Below are 19,589 nucleotides of genomic sequence, written 5' to 3'. Positions count from 1 at the left end.
TCAGCGGCTTCAGCTGCGCCCTGCCAGGCGGCTGCGCAGCGGGCTGGGCGCCGTGGCCTGCGGCGCCGGTGCGGCCTGGGGCGCGGGCGACGTCTGGCCAGGACGCGACGCCCCCGGGTTCAGCGCCTCCATGACCTCACGCAGCCCCAGCCCCAGGCCCAGCGCCTTGGCGTAACGGCGCGTGGCGGCCTCCACGCCGGGGCGGCGGCGCGCCTCGGGCAGCGCCAGCGCGTCGAGCAGCTCGTTGGCGAGGCTGCTGGTCAGGCGCAGCGTGTCGGCGTCGGTGCGCGGCGGGTGCACGGGCGCGTCCAGCGGCTGGCGGCGGATCATCTGCAGCAGCTCGTCGCCCAGGCCCCAGTGGCGGGCCACGGCGGCGCCCAGCGCGTCCAGGTCGCAGCCCAGCACGGCGTAGGCGGCGGCCTGCTCGCTCAACGTGGGCGGGTTAGGCAGTTCCTCGGTCGGCTCGGGCGGCACCATCAGCTGGCGGATCTGCTGGGCGTCGTCCGGGAAGTGGTACTGCAGCAGCAGCCGGCCCAGGTTCTGCATGACGGTGATGAGGTAGACAACCTCACCGTCATAACCCGCCGGGCGCAGTGCCTGCGCGACCTGGCCGGCCTTGACGACGCGCGCCATCACCTGGCGCAGCATCTCGGCCGCCACCGGCGCCAGCGGGCCCGGCCAGGGCTTGAGCGCGTTGGCGGCCAGCTGCACGCCGTCCAGGCCGATCATCTGGATGGCGCGCTGCATGTTCAGCACCGTCTCGCCGGCGTGGCCGCTGAGCTTGAGCGCGTTGTTGACGCGGCGCACCAGCTCCAGGCTGAGCGCCATGTCCTTCAGCACGAGGTCGGACAGCGCGCTGGCGTGCTGCGCCTCCAGGCCCGAGCCGGCCGTGAAGCGGTGGATGCCGGTCGTCGTCGTCGGCAGGTGGCCCTGGCGCTGCAGCTTGTCCAGCAGCAGCACGATGGGGCCGCCGTCGTCGTGCGCGGCCGCCTGGCGCCAGCCGTCCAGCGCGCGCCAGAAGCTGCGCGCCAGGTGGTAGCGCTGGCGCAGCTGGCGGTCCGTTGCGCGGTTGCAGATGGCGCGCAGCGGGTCGGGGATGGGGTGCGGCGTCTCCCAGCCCAGGCGCACCATTTCGCGGCCGATGGGTTGCATCTGCTGCACGACGTGCTGCAGGTCGTTCTCCTCCAGCACCGGCTTGCCGCTGAGGATGCGGTTCAGCAGCAGGCCCACGCACAGCACGTCTTCCTCGGCCGACTCGCGCACGGCGCGGCGCGTCACGGCGTTGAAGTCCACCGTGGCGGGGAACACCTCCTGCGCCACCTCCAGGCCCATCAGCCGCACCTTGTCGCCGGCGTCGATGAGGAGCGTTGCCGTCTGCAGGTCGCGGTGGGCGTGGCCGGCCTCGTGGGCGAAGGCCAGGCCTTCCAGCAGCTGCGCCACCCAGCCGGCAGCGTCGATGGGCAGCGGCGCGGCCTGGCGGGCCAGGCGCTCATCCAGCGTCTCGCCCAAAGCGCGGTCGTAGGCGACGTAGGGCCAGTGCTCGACCTGGCCGATCTCGAACGGCGGCGCCAGGTTGGGGTGCTGCACGCGCTCGGCCCCCTGGGCCATGCGCAGCCAGTGCTCCAGCGCCGGCGTGCTGTTGGGCTTCTCGCGCGGCATGCACAGCATCAGCTCCTGGCCATGGCGCGGGTCGAACACGCGCCAGATCAGGCTGCGGGCGCTCTTGGACAGCAGGGCACGCAACTCGAAGCGGCCGAAGCTTCTCAACGGGGAAGGCGCAGCAACAGCAGGAGTGGACTCAGACACGACGGAGGCGACCGCAGAAGTAACACTTGTTATCCCTGCATTGGACTCCACGCAAGCTGGCCCGAACCTGAAAGAAGCGTCGAAATGCGACGGATTTCCCCCGGGTCATCCCGCAATCGTTACCTTTCGTGCCGCAGCTCACGGTCGGGCCATCAGCCCGCCAGCTGGCTCCAGACCTTCTCCAGCCGCTTCACGCTAACGGGCTGCGGCGTGCGCAGCTCCTGCGCGAACAGGCTGACACGCAATTCCTCCAGCTGCCAGCGGAAGTCGTCCAGGCGCGCATCGCGCACGCCCTTGAGCTCGGCGATGCGGCGCGTGTAGCGCTGCTCCAGCGGCCGGATCTCGCTGATCAGCTTGGTGTCGCGGGCCGGGTCGGCGCGCAGCTTGTCCAGCCGCGCGGTGACGGCCTTCAGGTAGCGCGGCAGGTGCTGCAGCTGCGACCAGGGCGTGTCCAGCGCGAAGCGCTTGGGCACCAGGCGCTGCAGCTGCGCGGCGATGTCGTCGGACACGTCCTTGGGCGGCCGCGCGTCCTTCAGCTTGCGGCTGGCGTTGGCCAGCTCCTGCAGCACCGCATGCACGGCACGGGCCACTTCCTGGGCGATCAGGTTGAGCCGGCTGCGGCCCTCCTCGATGCGCTTCCTGAAGCCGATCGGGTCAGTGGGCAGCGGGTCGGCCAGGAAGGCGCGGTCCAGCGCGACGCCGATGACCTGGTCGCGCAGGTCCTCGGCCGTGCCCAGGCCCATGAACAGCACCGACATGCGCTGCAGGTCGGGGATGTTCTTTTCCAGGAACTTCAGCGGCTCCTTCAGCTGCAGCGCGATCAGCCGGCGCAGGCCGGCGCGGTGCCTGGCGGCGGCCACCTCCGGTTCGTCGAACACCTCGATCTCGACGTGGTTGCCCTTGTCGATCAAGGCCGGGAAGCCGATCAGCGTCTGGCCGCCCTTGCGCACTTCCAGCAGCTCGGGCAGTTCACCAAAGGTCCAGTCCGTGTAGGCCTGACTGGCGTCGCGGGCCGGCTCGGGTCTCTTGATGACTTCGGCACGGATGCCTTTCCCGGCCACCGGCGCGGCCGGCGCAGGCTTGGGCGCCTCGGCCGCCGGCAGCTTCAGCGCCGCCAGCGCCTGGAAGGCCGAGCGCGCCTGCCCGCCCAGCTCCGCCTTCAGCGCCGCCAGCTGCCGCCCCTGGCCGAGCTGGCGGCCGTGCTCGTCGACGACGCGGAAGTTCATGAACAGGTGGGCGGGCAACTGCTCCAGCTTGAAGTCGTTGCGCTGCACGGCGATCTGGCTGCGGTCCTTCACGGCCCGCAGCAGCGTGTCCACGAGGCCGCCCTGGCAGAAAGGCTGCAGCTCGATGAACTCGGCGACGAAGTCCGGCAGCGGCGTCAGCCGCGCGCGCGGCTTCTGGTGCAGGCTCTTCAGCAGCGCCGTCACCTTGGCCGCCAGCATGCCGGGCACCAGCCACTCGGCGCGCTCCTCGCTGACCTGGTTGAGCGCAAAGATGGGCACGGTCACCGTCAGGCCGTCGCGCGGGTCGCCGGGCTGGTGCAGGTAGGTCGCCGCGCAGTCCACGCCGCCCAGGCGGATGACCTTCGGGAACGCCTCGCTGGTGACGCCCGACGCCTCGTGGCGCATCAGCTCGTCCTGGCTGAGCTGCAAGAGCTTGTCGTCGGCCTTGCTCGCATCGCGCCACCACTTCAGCAGCGTCGCGCCGCTGTACACGTGCGCCGGCAGCTTGTCGTCGTAGAAGGCGTAGATCAGCTCGTCGTCCACCAGCACGTCCTGGCGGCGCGACTTGTGCTCCAGCGCCTCGACCTTCGCGATCTGGCGGCGGTTGTGGCCGATGAACGGCAGGCTGCGCACGAGGTCTTCCGGCAGGTCGTCATTGACCAGCCCCTCGCGGATGAAGATCTCGCGCGCCGTCTTCGCGTCCACACGGCCGAAGTTCACGCGCTTGCCGCTGTAGAGCACGATGCCGTAGAGGGTCGCCCGTTCGAGTGCCACGACCTCGGCGGCCTTCTTCTCCCAGTGCGGCTCCAGCAGCTGGGTCTTGATCAGGTGGCCGGCGATGGGCGGCAGCCACTGCGGCTCGATGTTGGCGAGGCCCCGGCCGTACAGCCGCGACGTGTCCACCAGCTCGGCCGCGACGATCCAGCGGCCCGGCTTCTTGGAGAGATGCGCGCCGGGATGGCGGTAGAACTTGATGCCGCGCGCGCCGAGGTACCAGTCCTCGTCGTCGCTCTTCTGGCCGATGTTGCCCAGCAGGCCGGCCAGCATGGACAGGTGGATCTGCTCGTAGGTCGCATCGCTCTGGTTGAGCCGCCAGCCGTGCTCGGCGACGACCGTCTGCAGCTGCGAATGCACGTCGCGCCACTCGCGCACGCGGCGCGGGCTGACGAAGTTCTCGCGCAGCAGCTGCTCCTGCTTGCGGTGCGACAGCTTGTGCTGGCCCTCGCCGCCGCGCGACTCGCCCAGCCACTTCCACAGCTTCAGGTAGCCCATGAACTCCGACTTCTCGTCGTCGAACTTCTTGTGCTTCTCGTCGGCGGCCTGAGCCGCTTCCTGCGGGCGGTCGCGCACGTCCTGGCCGCTCAGCGCCGACGCGATGACCAGCACCTCGGTCAGCGCGTCACGTGTGCGGGCCTCCAGGATCATGCGGCCCACGCGCGGGTCCAGCGGCAGACGCGACAGCTCCGTGCCCAGCGACGTCAGCTCGTTGGCGTCGTCGGTGGCACCCAGCTCGTTGAGCAGCTGGTAGCCGTCGGCGATCGCCTTGGGCCGCGGCGCCTCCAGGAAGGGGAAGCGCTCCACGTCGCCCAGGTGCAGCGACTTCATACGCAGGATGACACCGGCCAGCGACGACCGCAGGATTTCCGGGTCGGTGAACTTCGGCCGCTCGTTGAATTCCTTCTCGCTGTACAGCCGCACGCAGATGCCGTTGCTGACGCGGCCGCAACGACCCGCGCGCTGGTTCGCCGCCGCCTGGCTGATGTTCTCGATCAGCAGCTGCTCGACCTTGTTGCGGTAGCTGTAGCGTTTCACGCGAGCCAGGCCCGGGTCGATGACGTAGCGGATGCCCGGCACCGTCAGCGAGGTCTCGGCCACGTTGGTGGCCAGCACAATGCGGCGCGCGCCGTGCGGCTCGAAGACCTTGTTCTGGTCGGCCTCGGACAGCCGCGAGAACAGCGGCAGGATGTCCACGCCAGGCGGGTGGTGCTTGCGCAGCGCCTCAGCCGCCTCGCGGATCTCGCGCTCGCCGGGCAGGAACACCAGCACATCGCCGCCACCCTCGCGCCACAACTCGTCCACCGCGTCGGTGATGGCGTTGTTCAGGTCGTACTCGCGGCTTTCCTCGAACGGACGGTAGCGCTGCTCGACCGGGAACAGCCTCCCCGACACCATCAGCACCGGCGCCGGGCCCTTGGCCGACTCGAAGTGCTTGGCAAACCGGTCCGCGTCGATGGTGGCCGACGTGACGATGATCTTCAGGTCGGGCCGGCGCGGCAGCAGCTCGCGCAGGTAGCCGAGCAGGAAGTCGATGTTGAGGCTGCGCTCGTGGGCCTCGTCGATGATCAGCGTGTCGTAGGCCTTCAGCAGCGGGTCGCTCTGCGTCTCGGCCAGCAGGATGCCGTCCGTCATCAGCTTGACCGACGCGCCCTTGGACAGCCGGTCCTGGAAGCGGACCTTGTAGCCAACGACCTCGCCCAGCGGCGTCTTCAGCTCCTCGGCGATGCGCTTGGCCACGCTGCTGGCGGCAATGCGCCGCGGCTGCGTGTGGCCGATCAGGCCGCCGCCGTTGACGCGGCCACGGCCCATCGCCAGCGCGATCTTGGGCAGCTGCGTGGTCTTGCCGGAGCCCGTCTCGCCGCAGACGATAACGACCTGATGGTCAGCCATCGCCTGCGCGATCTCGTCGCGTCGAGCCGAGACCGGCAGGCTTTCGGGAAATGAAATGGAGAGAGCCGGCTGTTGCCGGCTCTCGGGGTTCAAAGCTGTCATTGCCGCGGGATTGTCCCGCAACCGCCCTACTCGGTTCGCGGGAAGTAATTGATGACCTGCAGCACGGCGCCCTGCGGGTCCTGGATCACGGCCATGCGGCCGATGCCGGGAATGTCGAACGGCCCGGCCAGCAGGTTGGCGCCCAGGCCCTTGGCTTTCTCCACCGTCGCGTCGCAAGACTCGACGGTCACGTAGGCGCCCCACATCGCCGGCGCGCCCGGCTGCATCGGCGCGCAGACGCCGCCCACCGCCGCGTCGCCGACCGTGATGACGTGGTAATCGCCCTGACCGAGGTTCATCGTGTCGAAGCGCCAGCCAAACAGCGTGCCGTAGAACTCGGTCGCCTTCTTGGGGTCGGCGCAGGACAGCTCGTTCCAGCTGAAGGCGCCCGGTGTCATGTAGACGTCGTTGTATTCCTTCATCGCGATCTCCTGGTGGATGGGGCAGCCATCGTCGACACCCGATATGACAGCGTCAAGTGAGCGCCTGTTAACACTGAGGCAGTAGGTCGCGAAGGCAATCCGCCAGGGGCCAATCAAGGCGCAGCGCGCTGCTCGCATTGATGTGCGAGCCAGCGGTGCAACGCAGAGTGGCCCCTGGCGGATTGCCTTCCCTTGGGTTGTGACCAGAAAACCCGCGCGCGGTGTTGCAAATCCTCGCCGGGTGAGCAACCCGGCTGCGGTTTGCGCCTTGCTCGCAGGCTTTCTGGTCACAACGCGACCTGCTGCCTCGGTGTTAACAGGCCCCGTCACACGCGACAATCCCGCCCCATGACCGGCCTCGTCTTCCCTCACACCTTCGTGCCCTGGTTCCGCTCCGTGGCGCCGTACATCCACGCCTACCGCGGCGAGACCTTCGTCGTCGGCATGCCGGGCGAGCTGGTGGCTGCCGGCAAGCTGAACAACTTCGTGCAGGACCTGGCCATCCTGCACGCCATGGGCATCAAGATCGTGCTGGTGCACGGCTTCCGGCCGCAGGTCAACGAGCAACTGCTCGCCAAGGGCCAGACGCCGCGCTACAGCCACGGCCGGCGCATCACCGACGCCGTCGCGCTGGACTGCGCCCAGGAGGCCGCCGGCCAGCTGCGCTTCGAGATCGAGGCCGCGTTCAGCCAGGGCCTGCCCAACACGCCGATGGCCAACGCGACCGTGCGCGTCGTCTCGGGCAACTTCCTGACCGCCCGCCCCGTCGGCATCGTCGACGGCGTGGACTTCCAGCACTCCGGCCTCGTGCGCAAGGTCGACGGCGGCGCCATCCAGCGCGCCATCGACATCGGCGCCATCGTGCTGCTGTCGCCGTTCGGCTTCTCGCCCACCGGCGAGGCCTTCAACCTGAGCATGGAAGACGTCGCCACGGCCACGGCCATCGCGCTGCAGGCCGACAAGCTGCTGTTCGTCTGCGAGGTGCCCGGCGTGCCCGAGAACCCCGGCGACCCCGACAGCCCCATCGACACCGAGCTGGCCGTCGCCGACGCCGACCGCATGCTCGCCAAGGCCGGCCCGGCGCCCGAGCCCACCGACGTGGCCTTCTACCTGCGCCACTGCGCCGAGGCCTGCCGCGCCGGCGTGGAACGCTCGCACATCATCCCGTTCGCCGTGGACGGTGCGCTGCTGCAGGAGGTCTACACCCACGATGGCATCGGCACCATGGTCGTCGACGAGAAGCTGGAGAGCCTGCGCGAGGCCAGCGCCGACGACGTGGCCGGCATCATCCAGCTCATCGAGCCGTTCGAACGCGACGGCACGCTGGTCAAGCGCAGCCGCACCGAGATCGAACGCGACGCCGAGCTCTACACCGTCATCGAGCACGACGGCGTCATCTTCGGCTGCGCGGCGCTGTACCCCTATGTTGAAGCCCGCACCGCCGAGATGGCGGCGCTGACCGTGTCCGCCGAAGTGCAGGGCCAGGGCGACGGCGACCGGCTGCTGAAGAGAATCGAGCAACGCGCCAAGGCCGCCGGCCTGGACAGCATCTTCGTGCTGACCACGCGCACCATGCACTGGTTCATCAAACGTGGCTTCCAGCAGGTCGACCCCGAATGGCTGCCCGAGGAACGCAAGCGCAAATACAACTGGGACCGCCGCTCGCAGGTTCTCGTCAAACGATTCAGCTGAGCCCCCACGGGCCCACCCAAACGGGCCGCGCGCTAAAGTGCCGGCCCATTTCCTTTCTCGCGTCCGCAGGAGTCCGACATGCCCCGCACCGTTCAATGTGCCTATCTGAAGAAGGAAGCCGAAGGCCTGGACTTCCCGCCCTACCCCGTCCACACCGAACTCGGCAAGAAGGTGTGGGAATCCGTCAGCAAGGAAGCCTGGGCGGCCTGGATGAAGCACCAGACCATGCTCGTCAATGAAAACCGCCTGAACCTCGCCGACCTGCGCTCCCGCCAATACCTGATGCGCCAGGCCGACCAGTTTTTCTTCGGCACGGGTGCCGAAGCGGTGGCGGGCTATGTCCCGCCGGCGGCCTGAGCGCAGCTCAGTGCAAAAACTGGGGGAGCGCTCATTTGCGCGGAGCGCAAGTGATGCGGTCACACCATTTTTCTTCGGCACGGGTGCCGAAGCGGTGGCGGGCTATGTGCCGCCGGCGGCCTGAGCGGTCGCGCTGCGCGCCGGTGAATTAGCCGGCCACCCCATTTGCCACGCCATATTGCCAGGGCCGGGACGCAAGTCGCCGGCCCTGGCAGTTTCCGGGGCCCGCACACGCAGGCACGCACCCACTGCTGCTGCCATATGCCAAATTGGCCGCACACAAATGGAAACCCGTAGCAGGCCTCCAACGAAAACTCTTGCGCGAAACCCTGCCCCGCGATTTAATTCGTGCCACGGAGATATTCGCGCGCACCATCGCACGCGCCGCTCCGAGGCCGCGACGGCAACTTCGCGCGTCTCAACGCTCAAATCGCAAGAGGAATAGCAGCATGTCCAGTCTCAAGGAACTCTTGGCCCAGCGCGCCGCGCTGGATGAACAGATCAATCAAACCAAGGACCGCGAGCGCAGCGAAGCCATCAACAAGGTCAAAACCCTGATGAGCGAATATGGCCTGACGATTGCCGACCTCAGCGTGCGCACCCCGAAGCCGGCCAAGGTGTCCAAGGTCGCAGCCAAATATCGCAACCAGGCCACCGGCGAAACCTGGAGCGGCCGCGGCCTGCAGCCCAAGTGGCTGAAGGCGGCCATTTCCGGCGGCGCCAAGCTGACCGATTTCGCCGTCTAACCGCTTTCCTGCCGTCCCGCGGCGGGGTCCGCCCGCCGGGCGCTACCCCCACAAATCAGGGCCATCCTCGGGATGGCCCTTTTCTTTTGTGGCGGGGGCGGCCCATAAACTCCACCAATGGCTTTCGTCATGCTGTCGTTCCCGCCGGGCCCAGGGTTTCACCCAGGGGTGCCCGCGTGTATGCGCGACGAGATTGCCGGCATGCCGGTTCGCCCATCGCTCTCCTCGCCCACTCCTCGCCGCCGTACCGGCGGCCAGCCCGGGCCGCGCTGAGCCATGGATCTGCGCTCCACCGTCAGCGACATGCTCGAAACCCGCGGGCTGACCACCAGCAGCTCGCCGCCATCGACGTCGCTGCCCCCCGGCCCGCGCCGCATCCACGATCACCGCCACGGCTGGCGACGGCTGCGGCGCGTGGGCCTGGCCGCGCTGACCGGGCTGGCCGGCGGCCTCATCGCCGCCTGGGCGCTGGCGGGGGCCTTCCTGCCGCCGCTGCTGCGCCTGCCGCAACCGGCGGCCGCGCTGCCGGCCGTCGAGCTGTTCATCCCCATGCTGCTGGCCGCCGTCGGCCTGGCCGCGCTGTGGCGGCTCAGCGCCTGGGTGCTGCCGCTGGTGATGGCCGGCCTGCTGGTGGGCTGCGGCCTGCCGCTGCTGCTGGCGCCCGACATCCCGGCGCTGAGCCTGCTGGCCTCGCCGCCGCTGCTGACCGTGCTGGCGCTGCCGCTGCTGGCCACGGTGCTGAACCGCACGCTGCTGCGCCGCCTCGGCCTGACCGGGCGGCTGGCCCATCTGCGCGACATGACCAGCTTCGCGCTGCTGGCCGGGCTGGCCGGGCCCGCGCTAGCCGGCCTGCTGGCGCTGGCCGCGCTGCTGGTTGCCGGGCAGCCGCGCGGCACGGCGCTCATGTCGGCGCTCGGGCTGGCGGGCCTGTGGGCGCTGGCACTGCTGAGCACGGGCACGGCGCTGCAGGCCAGCGCAGCGCGGCCGCGCCGCAGCGGCCGCTGGACCGGCGCGCTGATCGCCACCACCGCGCTGCTGCTGCAAGCCGCGCAACCCTGGCTGCCGGCGGGCAGCCTGCTGGCGCTGACGCCGCATCTGCTGCTGTGCCTGCACGCGCTGCAGGCCTCGCCGCGCAACAACGCCCGGCTGGGCGCCGCGCTGCTGACGCTGTGGGCGCTGGGTGCGTCCGCCATGCCGCTCAGCCTGGTGTCGGGCGCGCTGCTGGCGGCGCTGCCGCTGGCCATCATCGCGCTGACCCAGCACCAGATCCGCGACCGTGACAGCTGGCGCGGCGCGCTGGACGCCCAGGGGCTGGCGCTGGCCGAGTGGCGGCTGCCCGAGGGGCGCCGGCATGCCTCGGCCCGCTGGCTGGCATTGACGACGCCGCTCGACCCCACGGCCGCCGCCGGCAACGCGCCGCTGGACTGGATACGCATCGGCCACCCGCGCGACCGCGAGACGGTGCGACGCGCGCTGCGCGACCTGCTGGCCCTGCCCGACAAGGACCGCCTGCATCTGTCCCTGCGGCTGGCCGCCGACGGTGGCGACTGGCGCTGGCACGAACTGCACGCCCACGTGCCGATGCGCGACCGCCAGGGCCGCGCGCGCCACCTCATCATGACGCTGGCCGACATCAGCTGGCGCCACACGGCCGAGGAACGCGAGCGCATGTCGGCCACGCTGTTCCAGCAGGCCACCGAGGGCCTGGCCATCGTCGACATGCAGTGGCGCATCGTCGAGGCCAACCCGGCCTACTGCGAGATCCTGCACACGCCGCGCGAGGCGCTGGTGGGTCGCGTTGCCACGCCGCTGAGCGTGCCCAACCTGCAGCGCAGCGGCCACGAGCCCGGCGAGCTGCAGGCGCGCCTGGCCGCCGGCCAGGCCTGGAGTGGCCAGCTGCAGGCCGAGCTGGACGACGGCGGCCGCCACGTGTTCGCCGCCCGCCTCAGCGCCGTGCCCGAGCCCGATGGCGCCAACCCGCGCTGGCGGCTGCTCAGCCTCACCGACATGGGCGAGACGCTGCGCCAGCAGGAGCAGCTGCGCCGCAGCCTGCGCTTCGACGCGGCCACGGGCCTGCCCAACCGCGAGGAATTCATGCGGCTGATGCAGCAGGCCATGGCCGCCGCCAACCGCGACAACTTCAAGCTGGTGGTGGCCGTCATCGACCTGGACGACTTCGCCCGCGTCAACGCCGAGCACGGCCTGCTCGTCGCCGATGCCGTGCTGCTGCAGCTCAGCGGCCGGCTGCAGGCCACGCTGCGCGGCGCCCGCGGCGCCTGGCCCGACACGGCCGACCAGCTCGCCCGCCTGCACGGTGACGAGTTCGGTGTGCTGCTGCGCGTGCAGACGCCCGAGGAAGCCCAGCGCGCCGTGGACCGGCTGATGGCGCTGCTGTGCACACCGGTCGCCATCCGCGAGAGCCGCATCGGCGACGGCCTGGCGCTGGAGATCGGCGCCAGCATGGGCGCGACGCTGTACCCGCTGGACGACGCCGACCCCGAGACGCTGCTGCGCCACGCCGGCCATGCGCTGTACCGCGCCAAGCATGCGGGCCGCGGCGTCGTGCAGTTCCACGACCCGGCGCTGGACCAGCGCGACGAGGCCAGCCTGATCGCGCTGGCGCGGCTGCAGCGCGCGCTGGACAGCGACGAGCTGCTGCTGCACTACCAGCCGCAGATCGACCTGCGCACCGGCCAGGTGATGGGCGTGGAGGCGCTGCTGCGCTGGCAGCACCCGGACCGCGGCCTGCTGACGCCCGCGCACTTCCTGCCGCTGGCCGAGACCACCGGCCTGGCGCTGCAGATCGGCGACTGGGTCATCGAGCAGGCACTCGCGCAGGCGGCGCTGTGGCGGCGCCAGGGCATCAACGGCGGCCGCGGGCTGCCGATCAGCGTCAACGTCGGCGCGCGCCAGCTGCGCCGCCACGACTTCCCGCAGCGGCTGCAGGAGCTCATCCAGCGCCAGCCGCCCGAGATGGCGTCGCTGCTGCACCTGGACGTGCTGGAGTCCGACGCGCTGGAGGAAACCGACGCCGCCCAGGCCCTGATCCAGCGCTGCCTGGTGCTGGGCGTGGGCATCGCGCTGGACGACTTCGGCGCCGGCTATTCCCACCTCGCCTCGCTCAAGCGCCTCAACGTCGACACGCTCAAGCTGGACCGCAGCTACGTGCAGGGCATGCTGGGCGACGCGCAGGACCTGTCGCTGGTGGAGAGCGTCATCGGCCTGGCCCGCAACATCGGCTGCGCCGTGCTGGCCAAGGGCATCGAAAGCCGCGCCCACGCCCGCGAGCTGCTGCGGCTGGGTTGCCGGCTCGGCCAGGGCAACGGCATCGCCGCCGCGATGCCGCCGCAGAACCTGCCGGGGTGGATCCACGCCTTCGCCGACACCCCCTGGGCCAGCCAGTTGAAGCTGCCCGCGCAGACGCGTCTTTAAACTCCAGGGGTGATCCCCCAAGGCTTTATCCAGGACCTGCTGTCCCGCGTCGACATCGTCGACGTGGTGGGCCGCCATGTCGACCTCAAGAAGGCCGGCATCAACCACAAGGGCCTGTGTCCCTTCCACGGCGAGAAATCACCCAGCTTCATCGTCAGCCCCAGCCGCCAGACCTACCACTGCTTCGGCTGCGGCGTGCACGGCAACGCCATCGGTTTCCTGATGGAGCACACGGCCGCCACCTTCGTCGAAGCCGTGGAAGACCTGGCCCAGCAGGTGGGCATGGTGGTGCCGCAGGATGAGCGCTCGCCCGAGCAGCGCGAGAAGGCCAAGGCCGAGAAGCAGAAGCAGCAAAGCCTGACCGACGTGCTGGCGCGCGCGTCGGACTTCTACAAGGCGCAGCTGCGCAAGTCGGAACGGGCCGTCACCTATCTCAAGGGCCGCGGCCTGACCGGCCAGATCGCCGCCCGCTTCGGCCTGGGCTATGCGCCCGAGGGCTGGCGGTCGCTCGCCAGCGGCTTCCCGGCCTACGACGACCCGCAGCTGGTCGAGTCCGGCCTCGTCATCACGCCCGATGTCGAGCCGGGCCAGGACGCCAAGCGCTACGACCGGTTCCGGGACCGCGTCATGTTCCCGATCCGCAACGTGCAGGGCGAGGTCATCGGCTTCGGTGGCCGCGTGCTCGACAAGGGCGAGCCCAAGTACCTGAACTCGCCCGAGACCCCGGTCTTCCACAAGGGCCGCGAGCTGTACGGCCTCTACGAGGGCCGCCAGGCCATGCGCCAACGCGGCTACGCGCTGGTCGTCGAAGGCTACATGGACGTCGTCGCGCTGGCGCAGTACGGCATCGCCAACGCGGTGGCCACGCTGGGCACCGCCTGCACGGCCGACCACGTCCACAAGCTGTTCCGCCACACCGACACGGTGGTGTTCAGCTTCGACGGCGACGCCGCCGGCCGCCGCGCCGCCGTGCGGGCGCTGGAGGCCGCGCTGCCCCACGCCACCGAGACGCGCAGCGTCAAGTTCCTGTTCCTGCCGACCGAGCACGACCCCGACTCCTACGTCCGCGACCTGGGCGCCGACGCGTTCGAGCGCTGCGTCGAGGGCGCCGTGCCGCTGTCGCGCCAGCTGAGCGCCGTGGCCGCCGACGGCTGCGACCTCGGCACGCCGGAAGGCCGCGCCCGCATGCTCAAGCAGGCCCACCCGCTGTGGAGCCTGCTGCCCGACGGCCTGCTGCGCCGCCAGCTGCTGGGCGAACTGGCCCGCCAGGGCCAGATGCCCGAGGCCGAGCTGCAGACGCTGTGGCTGGGCCAGGCGGCGCCCAGCGCCGCGGCCGCCGACAGCGCACCCGGCGAGCCCCCGGCCGAGAAGCCGCGCTGGCAACCCAAGGGCGAATGGAAACCCAAAGGGGATTGGAAGGGCAAGGGCGACTGGAAAGGCAAGCGTCGCGGCGAGGAGGAACGCCCGGCCGGCCCGCGCGCCGCGCCGCCCACGCCCACCGACAACGCCGTGCGCCTGCTGCTGCAGCACAGCGAGCTGTGGGAGCCGCTGCCCGACGAGGACCGCGCGCTGCTGCACGAACTGCCCGGCACGCACGGCCAGCTCATCCACTGGCTGGAGCGTCACCTGACCCACCACGGCGCCAGCCCCTGGGCCGTCGTGCAGGCCGGGCTGGACGCCGACGGGCTGGGCGAGCAGGCGCAGCGGCTGGTGCGCCCGTCGCAGGAGCTGGGCATCGAGGAATCCGACCCCGCCGGCGACCTGGCCCATGCCGTCTCCGAACTGCGCGCCCGCGCGCCGGCCGTGCTACCCGGCGGCAACGGCGCCACCGACGACGAACGCCGCCGCGCGCTGGAGGCGCTGGCCCGGCTGCGCGAGCGCCACGGCGTGCAAACCTAGGGTTCGCCCTGTCACGGTTTTGCAATTCAGCGGCTTATCGCTGATAATCTCGTGTTTTCCGCGCGCGTCAACAAGAGTGACGGCAGAGAGATGCCGGACCCCGGCCACCCAGCGACACTGGGCAACCCAACGGGACGACCCAAGGGGTTTTAAAGGCCAACTCCTCCGCCAGCTCTGCATACCAAACGATCACGCCAGCTTGTTCGCGCCACGCCAGGGTCCCTCGATCACACGCTGACCGATACCTTGACGACGAAAGCCACCGCCCCCTGCCCCGCCGGTTTTGCGATCGAGCCCGGGCCGGCCGCGGTGGCTGCTGCATTTCTGAATTGACCCGCGCAACCCCTCGAAGGACCTGCATGACCGCCAAGAAGACCGCGCCCAAGGCCAGCCCCGCCCCCGCCGAAGACCCCAAGAAGAAGCCTGCCGTGAAGGCGGCGGCTGCCAAGCCCGCGGCGAAGGCCGTCAAGGCCACGGACGAGGACAAGCCCAAGCGCGGCCGCAAGCCCAAGGCGGAAACCACGTCCAAGAAGGCCGGCAAGAAGGACGCCGAGGACGAGGAAGACTTCTCCGACATCGACGCCGAGGTCGAGGGCGAAGAGCCCGAGGCGGAGGCCGAGGAGACGACGGTCGTTGCGGAAGAAACCGTCAAGGCCAAGCCGCTGCGCATGAAGGTCAGCCGCGCCAAGGAGCGCGCGCTGATGCGCGAGTTCGGCCTGGAAGAGACCGCGCTGACCGAAGAGGAAGCCCTCAAGCGCCGCAGCGAGCTGAAGACCCTCATCAAGATGGGCAAGACGCGTGGTTTCCTGACACACCAGGAAATCAACGACCACCTGCCCGAAAAGCTGGTCAGCGAGGAAATCCTCGAAGCCATCGTGTCCATGCTCAACGACATGGGCATCGCGGTCTACGAGCAGGCGCCCGACGCCGCCACGCTGCTGATCCAGGGCAACACGACGGCCACGTCGACCGAGGAAGAAGCCGAAGAAGCCGCCGAAGCGGCGCTGTCGACGGTGGACTCGGAATTCGGTCGCACGACCGACCCGGTGCGCATGTACATGCGCGAGATGGGCACGGTCGAGCTGCTGACGCGTGAAGGCGAAATCGAGATCGCCAAGCGCATCGAAGGTGGCCTGCAGGCCATGATGCTGGCGATCTCGGCCTCGCCGACGACCATCGCCCACATCCTGGAATACGCCACCAAGATCCGCGCCGGCGAGATGCAGATCTCCGACGTCGTCGACGGCTTCGTGGCCGAAGACGAGGCCGACGACTACGTGGCCGAGGAAGACTTCGACGAGTTCGACGAAGAAGACGACGACGACGGCAACGGCGGCTCCAAGGCGCTGACCAAGAAGCTCGAAGAGCTGAAGAACGCCGCGCTGGTGAAGCTGGACTCGATGTCCGTCGCCTTCGACAAGATGCGCAAGGCCTTCGAGAAGGACGGCTACAAGTCGATCCCTTACAACAAGGCTCAGCAAGCCATCAGCGCCGAGCTGATGACCATCCGTTTCACGGTCAAGACCATCGAGAAGCTGTGCGACATCCTGCGCAGCCAGGTGGACGACGTGCGCCGCTACGAGCGCGAGCTGCGCAAGATCGTGGTCGACAAGTGCGGCATGCCGCAGGAGCACTTCATCAAGACGTTCCCGCCCAACGCGTTGAACCTGAAGTGGGCCGAGAAGGAAGTGGCTGCCGGCAAGCCCTACAGCATCATCCTGAGCCGCAACCTGCCGCCGGTACAGGAACTGCAGCAGAAGCTGACGGACATCCAGGCCAAGGCCGTGGTGCCGCTGGACGACCTGAAGGACATCAACAAGAAGATGAACGAGGGCGAAAAGGCCTCTCGTGATGCGAAGAAGGAAATGATCGAGGCCAACCTGCGCCTCGTGATCTCCATCGCCAAGAAGTACACCAACCGCGGCCTGCAGTTCCTGGACCTGATCCAGGAAGGCAACATCGGCCTGATGAAGGCGGTGGACAAGTTCGAATACCGCCGCGGCTACAAGTTCTCGACGTACGCGACGTGGTGGATCCGCCAGGCCATCACGCGCTCCATCGCCGACCAGGCCCGCACCATCCGCATCCCGGTTCACATGATCGAGACGATCAACAAGATGAACCGCATCTCGCGCCAGCACTTGCAGGAGTTCGGCTACGAGCCGGACGCCCCGACGCTGGCCGAGAAGATGGAGATCCCGGAAGACAAGATCCGCAAGATCATGAAGATCGCCAAGGAGCCGATCTCCATGGAAACGCCGATCGGCGACGACGACGACAGCCACCTGGGCGATTTCATCGAGGACACCAACAACACCGCGCCGATCGAAGCCGCCATGCAGGCCGGCCTGCGCGACGTGGTGAAGGACATCCTCGACTCGCTGACCCCGCGCGAAGCCAAGGTGCTGCGCATGCGCTTCGGCATCGAGATGCAGAGCGACCACACGCTGGAAGAAGTCGGCAAGCAGTTCGACGTGACTCGTGAGCGCATCCGCCAGATCGAGGCCAAGGCGATCCGCAAGCTCAAGCACCCGAGCCGCAGCGACAAGCTGCGCACGTATCTGGACAACCTGTAAAGGTCGGCCAGAGACGTGGTTCGCGCCAGCGAACTGCCGCGCAGCGGCAACGCGACTTGCGCCCTGGCTCGCATCGCGCGACAGGGCACAAGCTGCGCACCTATCTCGACAACCTCTGATCGGGATAGCAACGAAGGCCGGTCCCCCGGCCTTTTTTGCGCCTATAAACTTTCGACATGACCGCGATCCGCGAGCGCACCGTTCTTTTCGCCGACCTGCGTGGCAGCACCGGGCTGTACGAGTCCCTCGGCAATGCCGAGGCCAGCGGCCTGGTCACGCAGACGGTCAGCCAGGTCAGCGAGGCCGTGCTGGAAAGCGGCGGCCACCTCATCAAGACGCTGGGCGACGGCCTGATGGCCGCGTTCGAGACGCCGCGCGACGGCGTGCGCGCGGCCCAGCGCATGCAGGAGATGCTGGAGAAGACCGTGCAGCGCGCGCGCCGCCTGAACAACCCCGCCATGCTGTCGCTACGGCTGCAGGTGGCGCTGGCGCGTGGCGAGGTGGTGGAGCTCAACGGCGACTGCTTCGGCGACGCGGTCAATGTGGCGGCCCGCCTCATCGACCATGCCGGCGACGGCGAGATCCTCATCACCGCCGAGGTGCTGGCCGGCCTGCACCACGCGTCCAAGGGGCGCTTTCGCAGCCTGGACCGCATCTCGGTGCGTGGCCGCATCGAGCCCGTGCACGTCTACCGCATGGACGCCGCGTCGCTGCTCAGCGCCGACGACACCGCCACGCAGTTCGGCGAACCGATGCGCTCCGTCGAGCCCGACGGCATGCGGCTGGTGTGGCACGACCTGGACCGTGTCTTCGACATCGGCGCCATGCCCATCGTGCTGGGCCGCAGCGTACAGGCGACCTACTGCATCACCGACGCCCGCGTGTCGCGCTCGCACGCCCGCATCGACTGGCAGGGCAGCAGCTTCGAGCTGACCGATCTCTCCTACAACGGCACCTACGTGCGCTTCGGCGACTCCGGCGAGTTGCTCAGCCTCAAGCGCGGCAGCTGCACGCTGCATGGCAGCGGCGTCATCGGCCTGGGCGGGCTGCCGACCGACGAGCAGTCGCCCATCGTGCGCTTCGAGGTGCTGCACTTCGCCGACACGGAACCGCAGGCCTTCGGTGCCCCCCGCTCCCGCCGCTGATGCCATTTCTTCCTGAACCGCCTTACCGCCACGGCGCTCCTGCTGCGGGGCCCGACACGGCCGTGCTGCTGTGCAACCTCGGCACACCCGACGCGCCCACCGCCCCCGCGCTGCGCCGCTACCTCGCCCAGTTCCTCGCCGACCCGCGCGTCGTCGAGATCCCGCGGCTGATCTGGCTGCTCATCCTGCACGGCATCATCCTGCGCGTGCGGCCCGCCAAGTCCGCGGCCAAATACGCCACCGTCTGGACGCCCGAGGGCTCGCCGCTGAAGGTCTGGACCGAGAAGCAGGCCAAGCTGCTGCAGGGCCAGCTGGGCGAGCGCGGCCTGCGCGTGCGCGTGGCCTATGCGATGCGCTACAGCCAGCCCGCCATTGCGGCGGCGCTGGACGCCCTCAAGCGCGAAGGCGTGCGCCGCGTGCTGGTGCTGCCGGCCTACCCGCAATACTCGGGCGCCACGACGGCCAGCGTCATCGACGACGTGGCGCGCTGGGCGCTGCAGACCCGCCACCTGCCCGAGCTGCGCTTCATCAACCGCTACCACGACGACCCGGCCTACATCGCCGCGCTGGCGCAGACCGTGCGCGAGCACTGGCAGCGCGAGGGCCGCGCCGACAAGCTGGTGATGAGCTTCCACGGCATGCCCGAGCGCACGCTGCACCTGGGCGACCCCTACCACTGCGAATGCCTGAAGACCGGCCGCCTGCTGGCCGAGGCGCTGGGGCTGAAGGAGGGCGAGTGGCTGGTCACGTTCCAGAGCCGTTTCGGCAAGGCCAAGTGGCTGGAGCCCTACACCGAGCCCAGCCTCGTCAAGCTGGCCCAGGGCGGCCTGAAGCACGTGGACGTCATCTGCCCCGGCTTCGCGGCCGACTGCCTGGAGACGCTGGAAGAGATCGCGCAGGAGGCACGCGAGGCCTTCCTGCACGCGGGTGGCCAGCGCTTCGGCTACATCCCCTGCCTGAACGACCACCCGGCCGGCATGCGTGCGCTCGCCAGGCTGGCCGAACGGCATCTGCAGGGCTGGCCCCTGGAAGCTGCCCACCCTGACACACTGGCCTTGCAGCGCCAGCGTGCGCTGGCCGCCGGGGCCCGTGAATGAGCGACCTGCCGGCCAGCATGCGGCTGGACAAATGGCTGTGGGCGGCGCGCTTCTACAAGACACGGGCACTGGCCGTCGATGAGATCAACCTGGGCCGCGTGCGCGTGGGTGGCCAACCGGTCAAGCCGGCGCGGGACGTGAAGCCCGGGGACGTGCTGAGCATCCGCACCGGCCAGGTGACGCGTGAGGTCGCGGTGCTGGGCCTGTCGCACCAGCGCGGGCCGGCGCCGCAGGCGCAGCTGCTGTATGCCGAGACCGCGGCCAGCATCACGGCGCGGGAGGCTGCAGCTGAAGCCCGCCGGCTGGCGCCGGAGCCGGCAGCCACCATCGAGCAAGGCCGGCCGACCAAGCAGGACCGCCGCCGGCTGGCGAACTGGGACCGCTGGTCCGCCTCGCTGGACGATGAAGATCCGGGTTGACCC

At 69.6% G+C, this 19,589-nt stretch carries 12 protein-coding genes; 9 read left to right on the top strand and 3 right to left on the bottom strand.

Features of this window, described 5'->3' with window-relative positions; translation table 11 throughout:
- Positions 1-9: 9 nt before the first annotated feature.
- The 3 genes from AC1Q7O_RS03130 to AC1Q7O_RS03120 form a co-directional block, all read right to left on the bottom strand.
- Positions 10-1,767, bottom strand: coding sequence for an HDOD domain-containing protein (locus AC1Q7O_RS03130; protein WP_492658460.1), 1,758 nt, complete (start codon positions 1,765-1,767; stop codon positions 10-12).
- Between the two features lie 191 nt (positions 1,768-1,958).
- Positions 1,959-5,801, bottom strand: coding sequence for an ATP-dependent RNA helicase HrpA (gene hrpA, locus AC1Q7O_RS03125; RefSeq protein ID WP_492658461.1), 3,843 nt, complete (start codon positions 5,799-5,801; stop codon positions 1,959-1,961).
- Between the two features lie 26 nt (positions 5,802-5,827).
- Positions 5,828-6,223 carry a VOC family protein gene (locus AC1Q7O_RS03120; protein WP_492658462.1) on the bottom strand — a complete coding sequence of 132 codons (396 nt, stop codon included), beginning with the start codon at positions 6,221-6,223 and terminating at the stop codon, positions 5,828-5,830.
- Positions 6,224-6,571: 348 nt separating this feature from the next.
- Between AC1Q7O_RS03120 and argA the strand changes: the two genes are divergently transcribed.
- The 9 genes from argA (at position 6,572) to AC1Q7O_RS03075 (ending at position 19,586) form a co-directional block, all read left to right on the top strand.
- The gene (argA, locus tag AC1Q7O_RS03115) at positions 6,572-7,915 is read left to right on the top strand and encodes an amino-acid N-acetyltransferase (RefSeq protein ID WP_492658463.1); all 1,344 of its coding nucleotides are present in this window, start codon (positions 6,572-6,574) and stop codon (positions 7,913-7,915) included.
- Between the two features lie 78 nt (positions 7,916-7,993).
- Complete coding sequence (locus AC1Q7O_RS03110; protein ID WP_492658464.1) at positions 7,994-8,272, top strand: oxidative damage protection protein; 279 nt, start codon at positions 7,994-7,996, stop codon at positions 8,270-8,272.
- A gap of 449 nt (positions 8,273-8,721) precedes the next feature.
- A complete protein-coding gene (locus tag AC1Q7O_RS03105; RefSeq protein ID WP_492658465.1) occupies positions 8,722-9,018 on the top strand; it encodes an H-NS histone family protein in 297 nt (98 codons plus the stop codon).
- Between the two features lie 276 nt (positions 9,019-9,294).
- Positions 9,295-12,450 carry a putative bifunctional diguanylate cyclase/phosphodiesterase gene (locus AC1Q7O_RS03100; protein ID WP_492658466.1) on the top strand — a complete coding sequence of 1,052 codons (3,156 nt, stop codon included), beginning with the start codon at positions 9,295-9,297 and terminating at the stop codon, positions 12,448-12,450.
- Between the two features lie 9 nt (positions 12,451-12,459).
- Positions 12,460-14,349: a DNA primase gene (dnaG, locus tag AC1Q7O_RS03095; RefSeq protein ID WP_492658467.1), complete on the top strand. Its 1,890-nt coding sequence runs from the start codon at positions 12,460-12,462 to the stop codon at positions 14,347-14,349.
- Between the two features lie 359 nt (positions 14,350-14,708).
- Entirely contained in the window at positions 14,709-16,925 is a 2,217-nt protein-coding gene (rpoD, locus tag AC1Q7O_RS03090; RefSeq protein ID WP_492658468.1) for an RNA polymerase sigma factor RpoD, read from the top strand.
- Positions 16,926-17,101: 176 nt separating this feature from the next.
- Positions 17,102-18,070, top strand: a complete 969-nt coding sequence (locus AC1Q7O_RS03085; protein ID WP_492658469.1) for an adenylate/guanylate cyclase domain-containing protein — start codon at positions 17,102-17,104, stop codon at positions 18,068-18,070.
- On the top strand, positions 18,070-19,167 hold the full coding sequence (gene hemH, locus AC1Q7O_RS03080; RefSeq protein WP_492658470.1) for a ferrochelatase: 1,098 nt from the start codon (positions 18,070-18,072) through the stop codon (positions 19,165-19,167). The genes AC1Q7O_RS03085 and hemH overlap by 1 nt, the downstream gene beginning before the upstream one ends.
- Positions 19,164-19,586 (top strand): RNA-binding S4 domain-containing protein, encoded by a 423-nt coding sequence (locus tag AC1Q7O_RS03075; RefSeq protein ID WP_492658471.1) that lies wholly within the window; start codon positions 19,164-19,166, stop codon positions 19,584-19,586. Before hemH ends, AC1Q7O_RS03075 begins: the two co-directional genes overlap by 4 nt.
- The last annotated feature ends 3 nt before the right edge of the window (positions 19,587-19,589 follow it).

This window comes from Roseateles sp. GW823-FHT07B05, from assembly GCF_058794515.1.
This window is presented reverse-complemented; position numbering and strand designations above follow the sequence as displayed.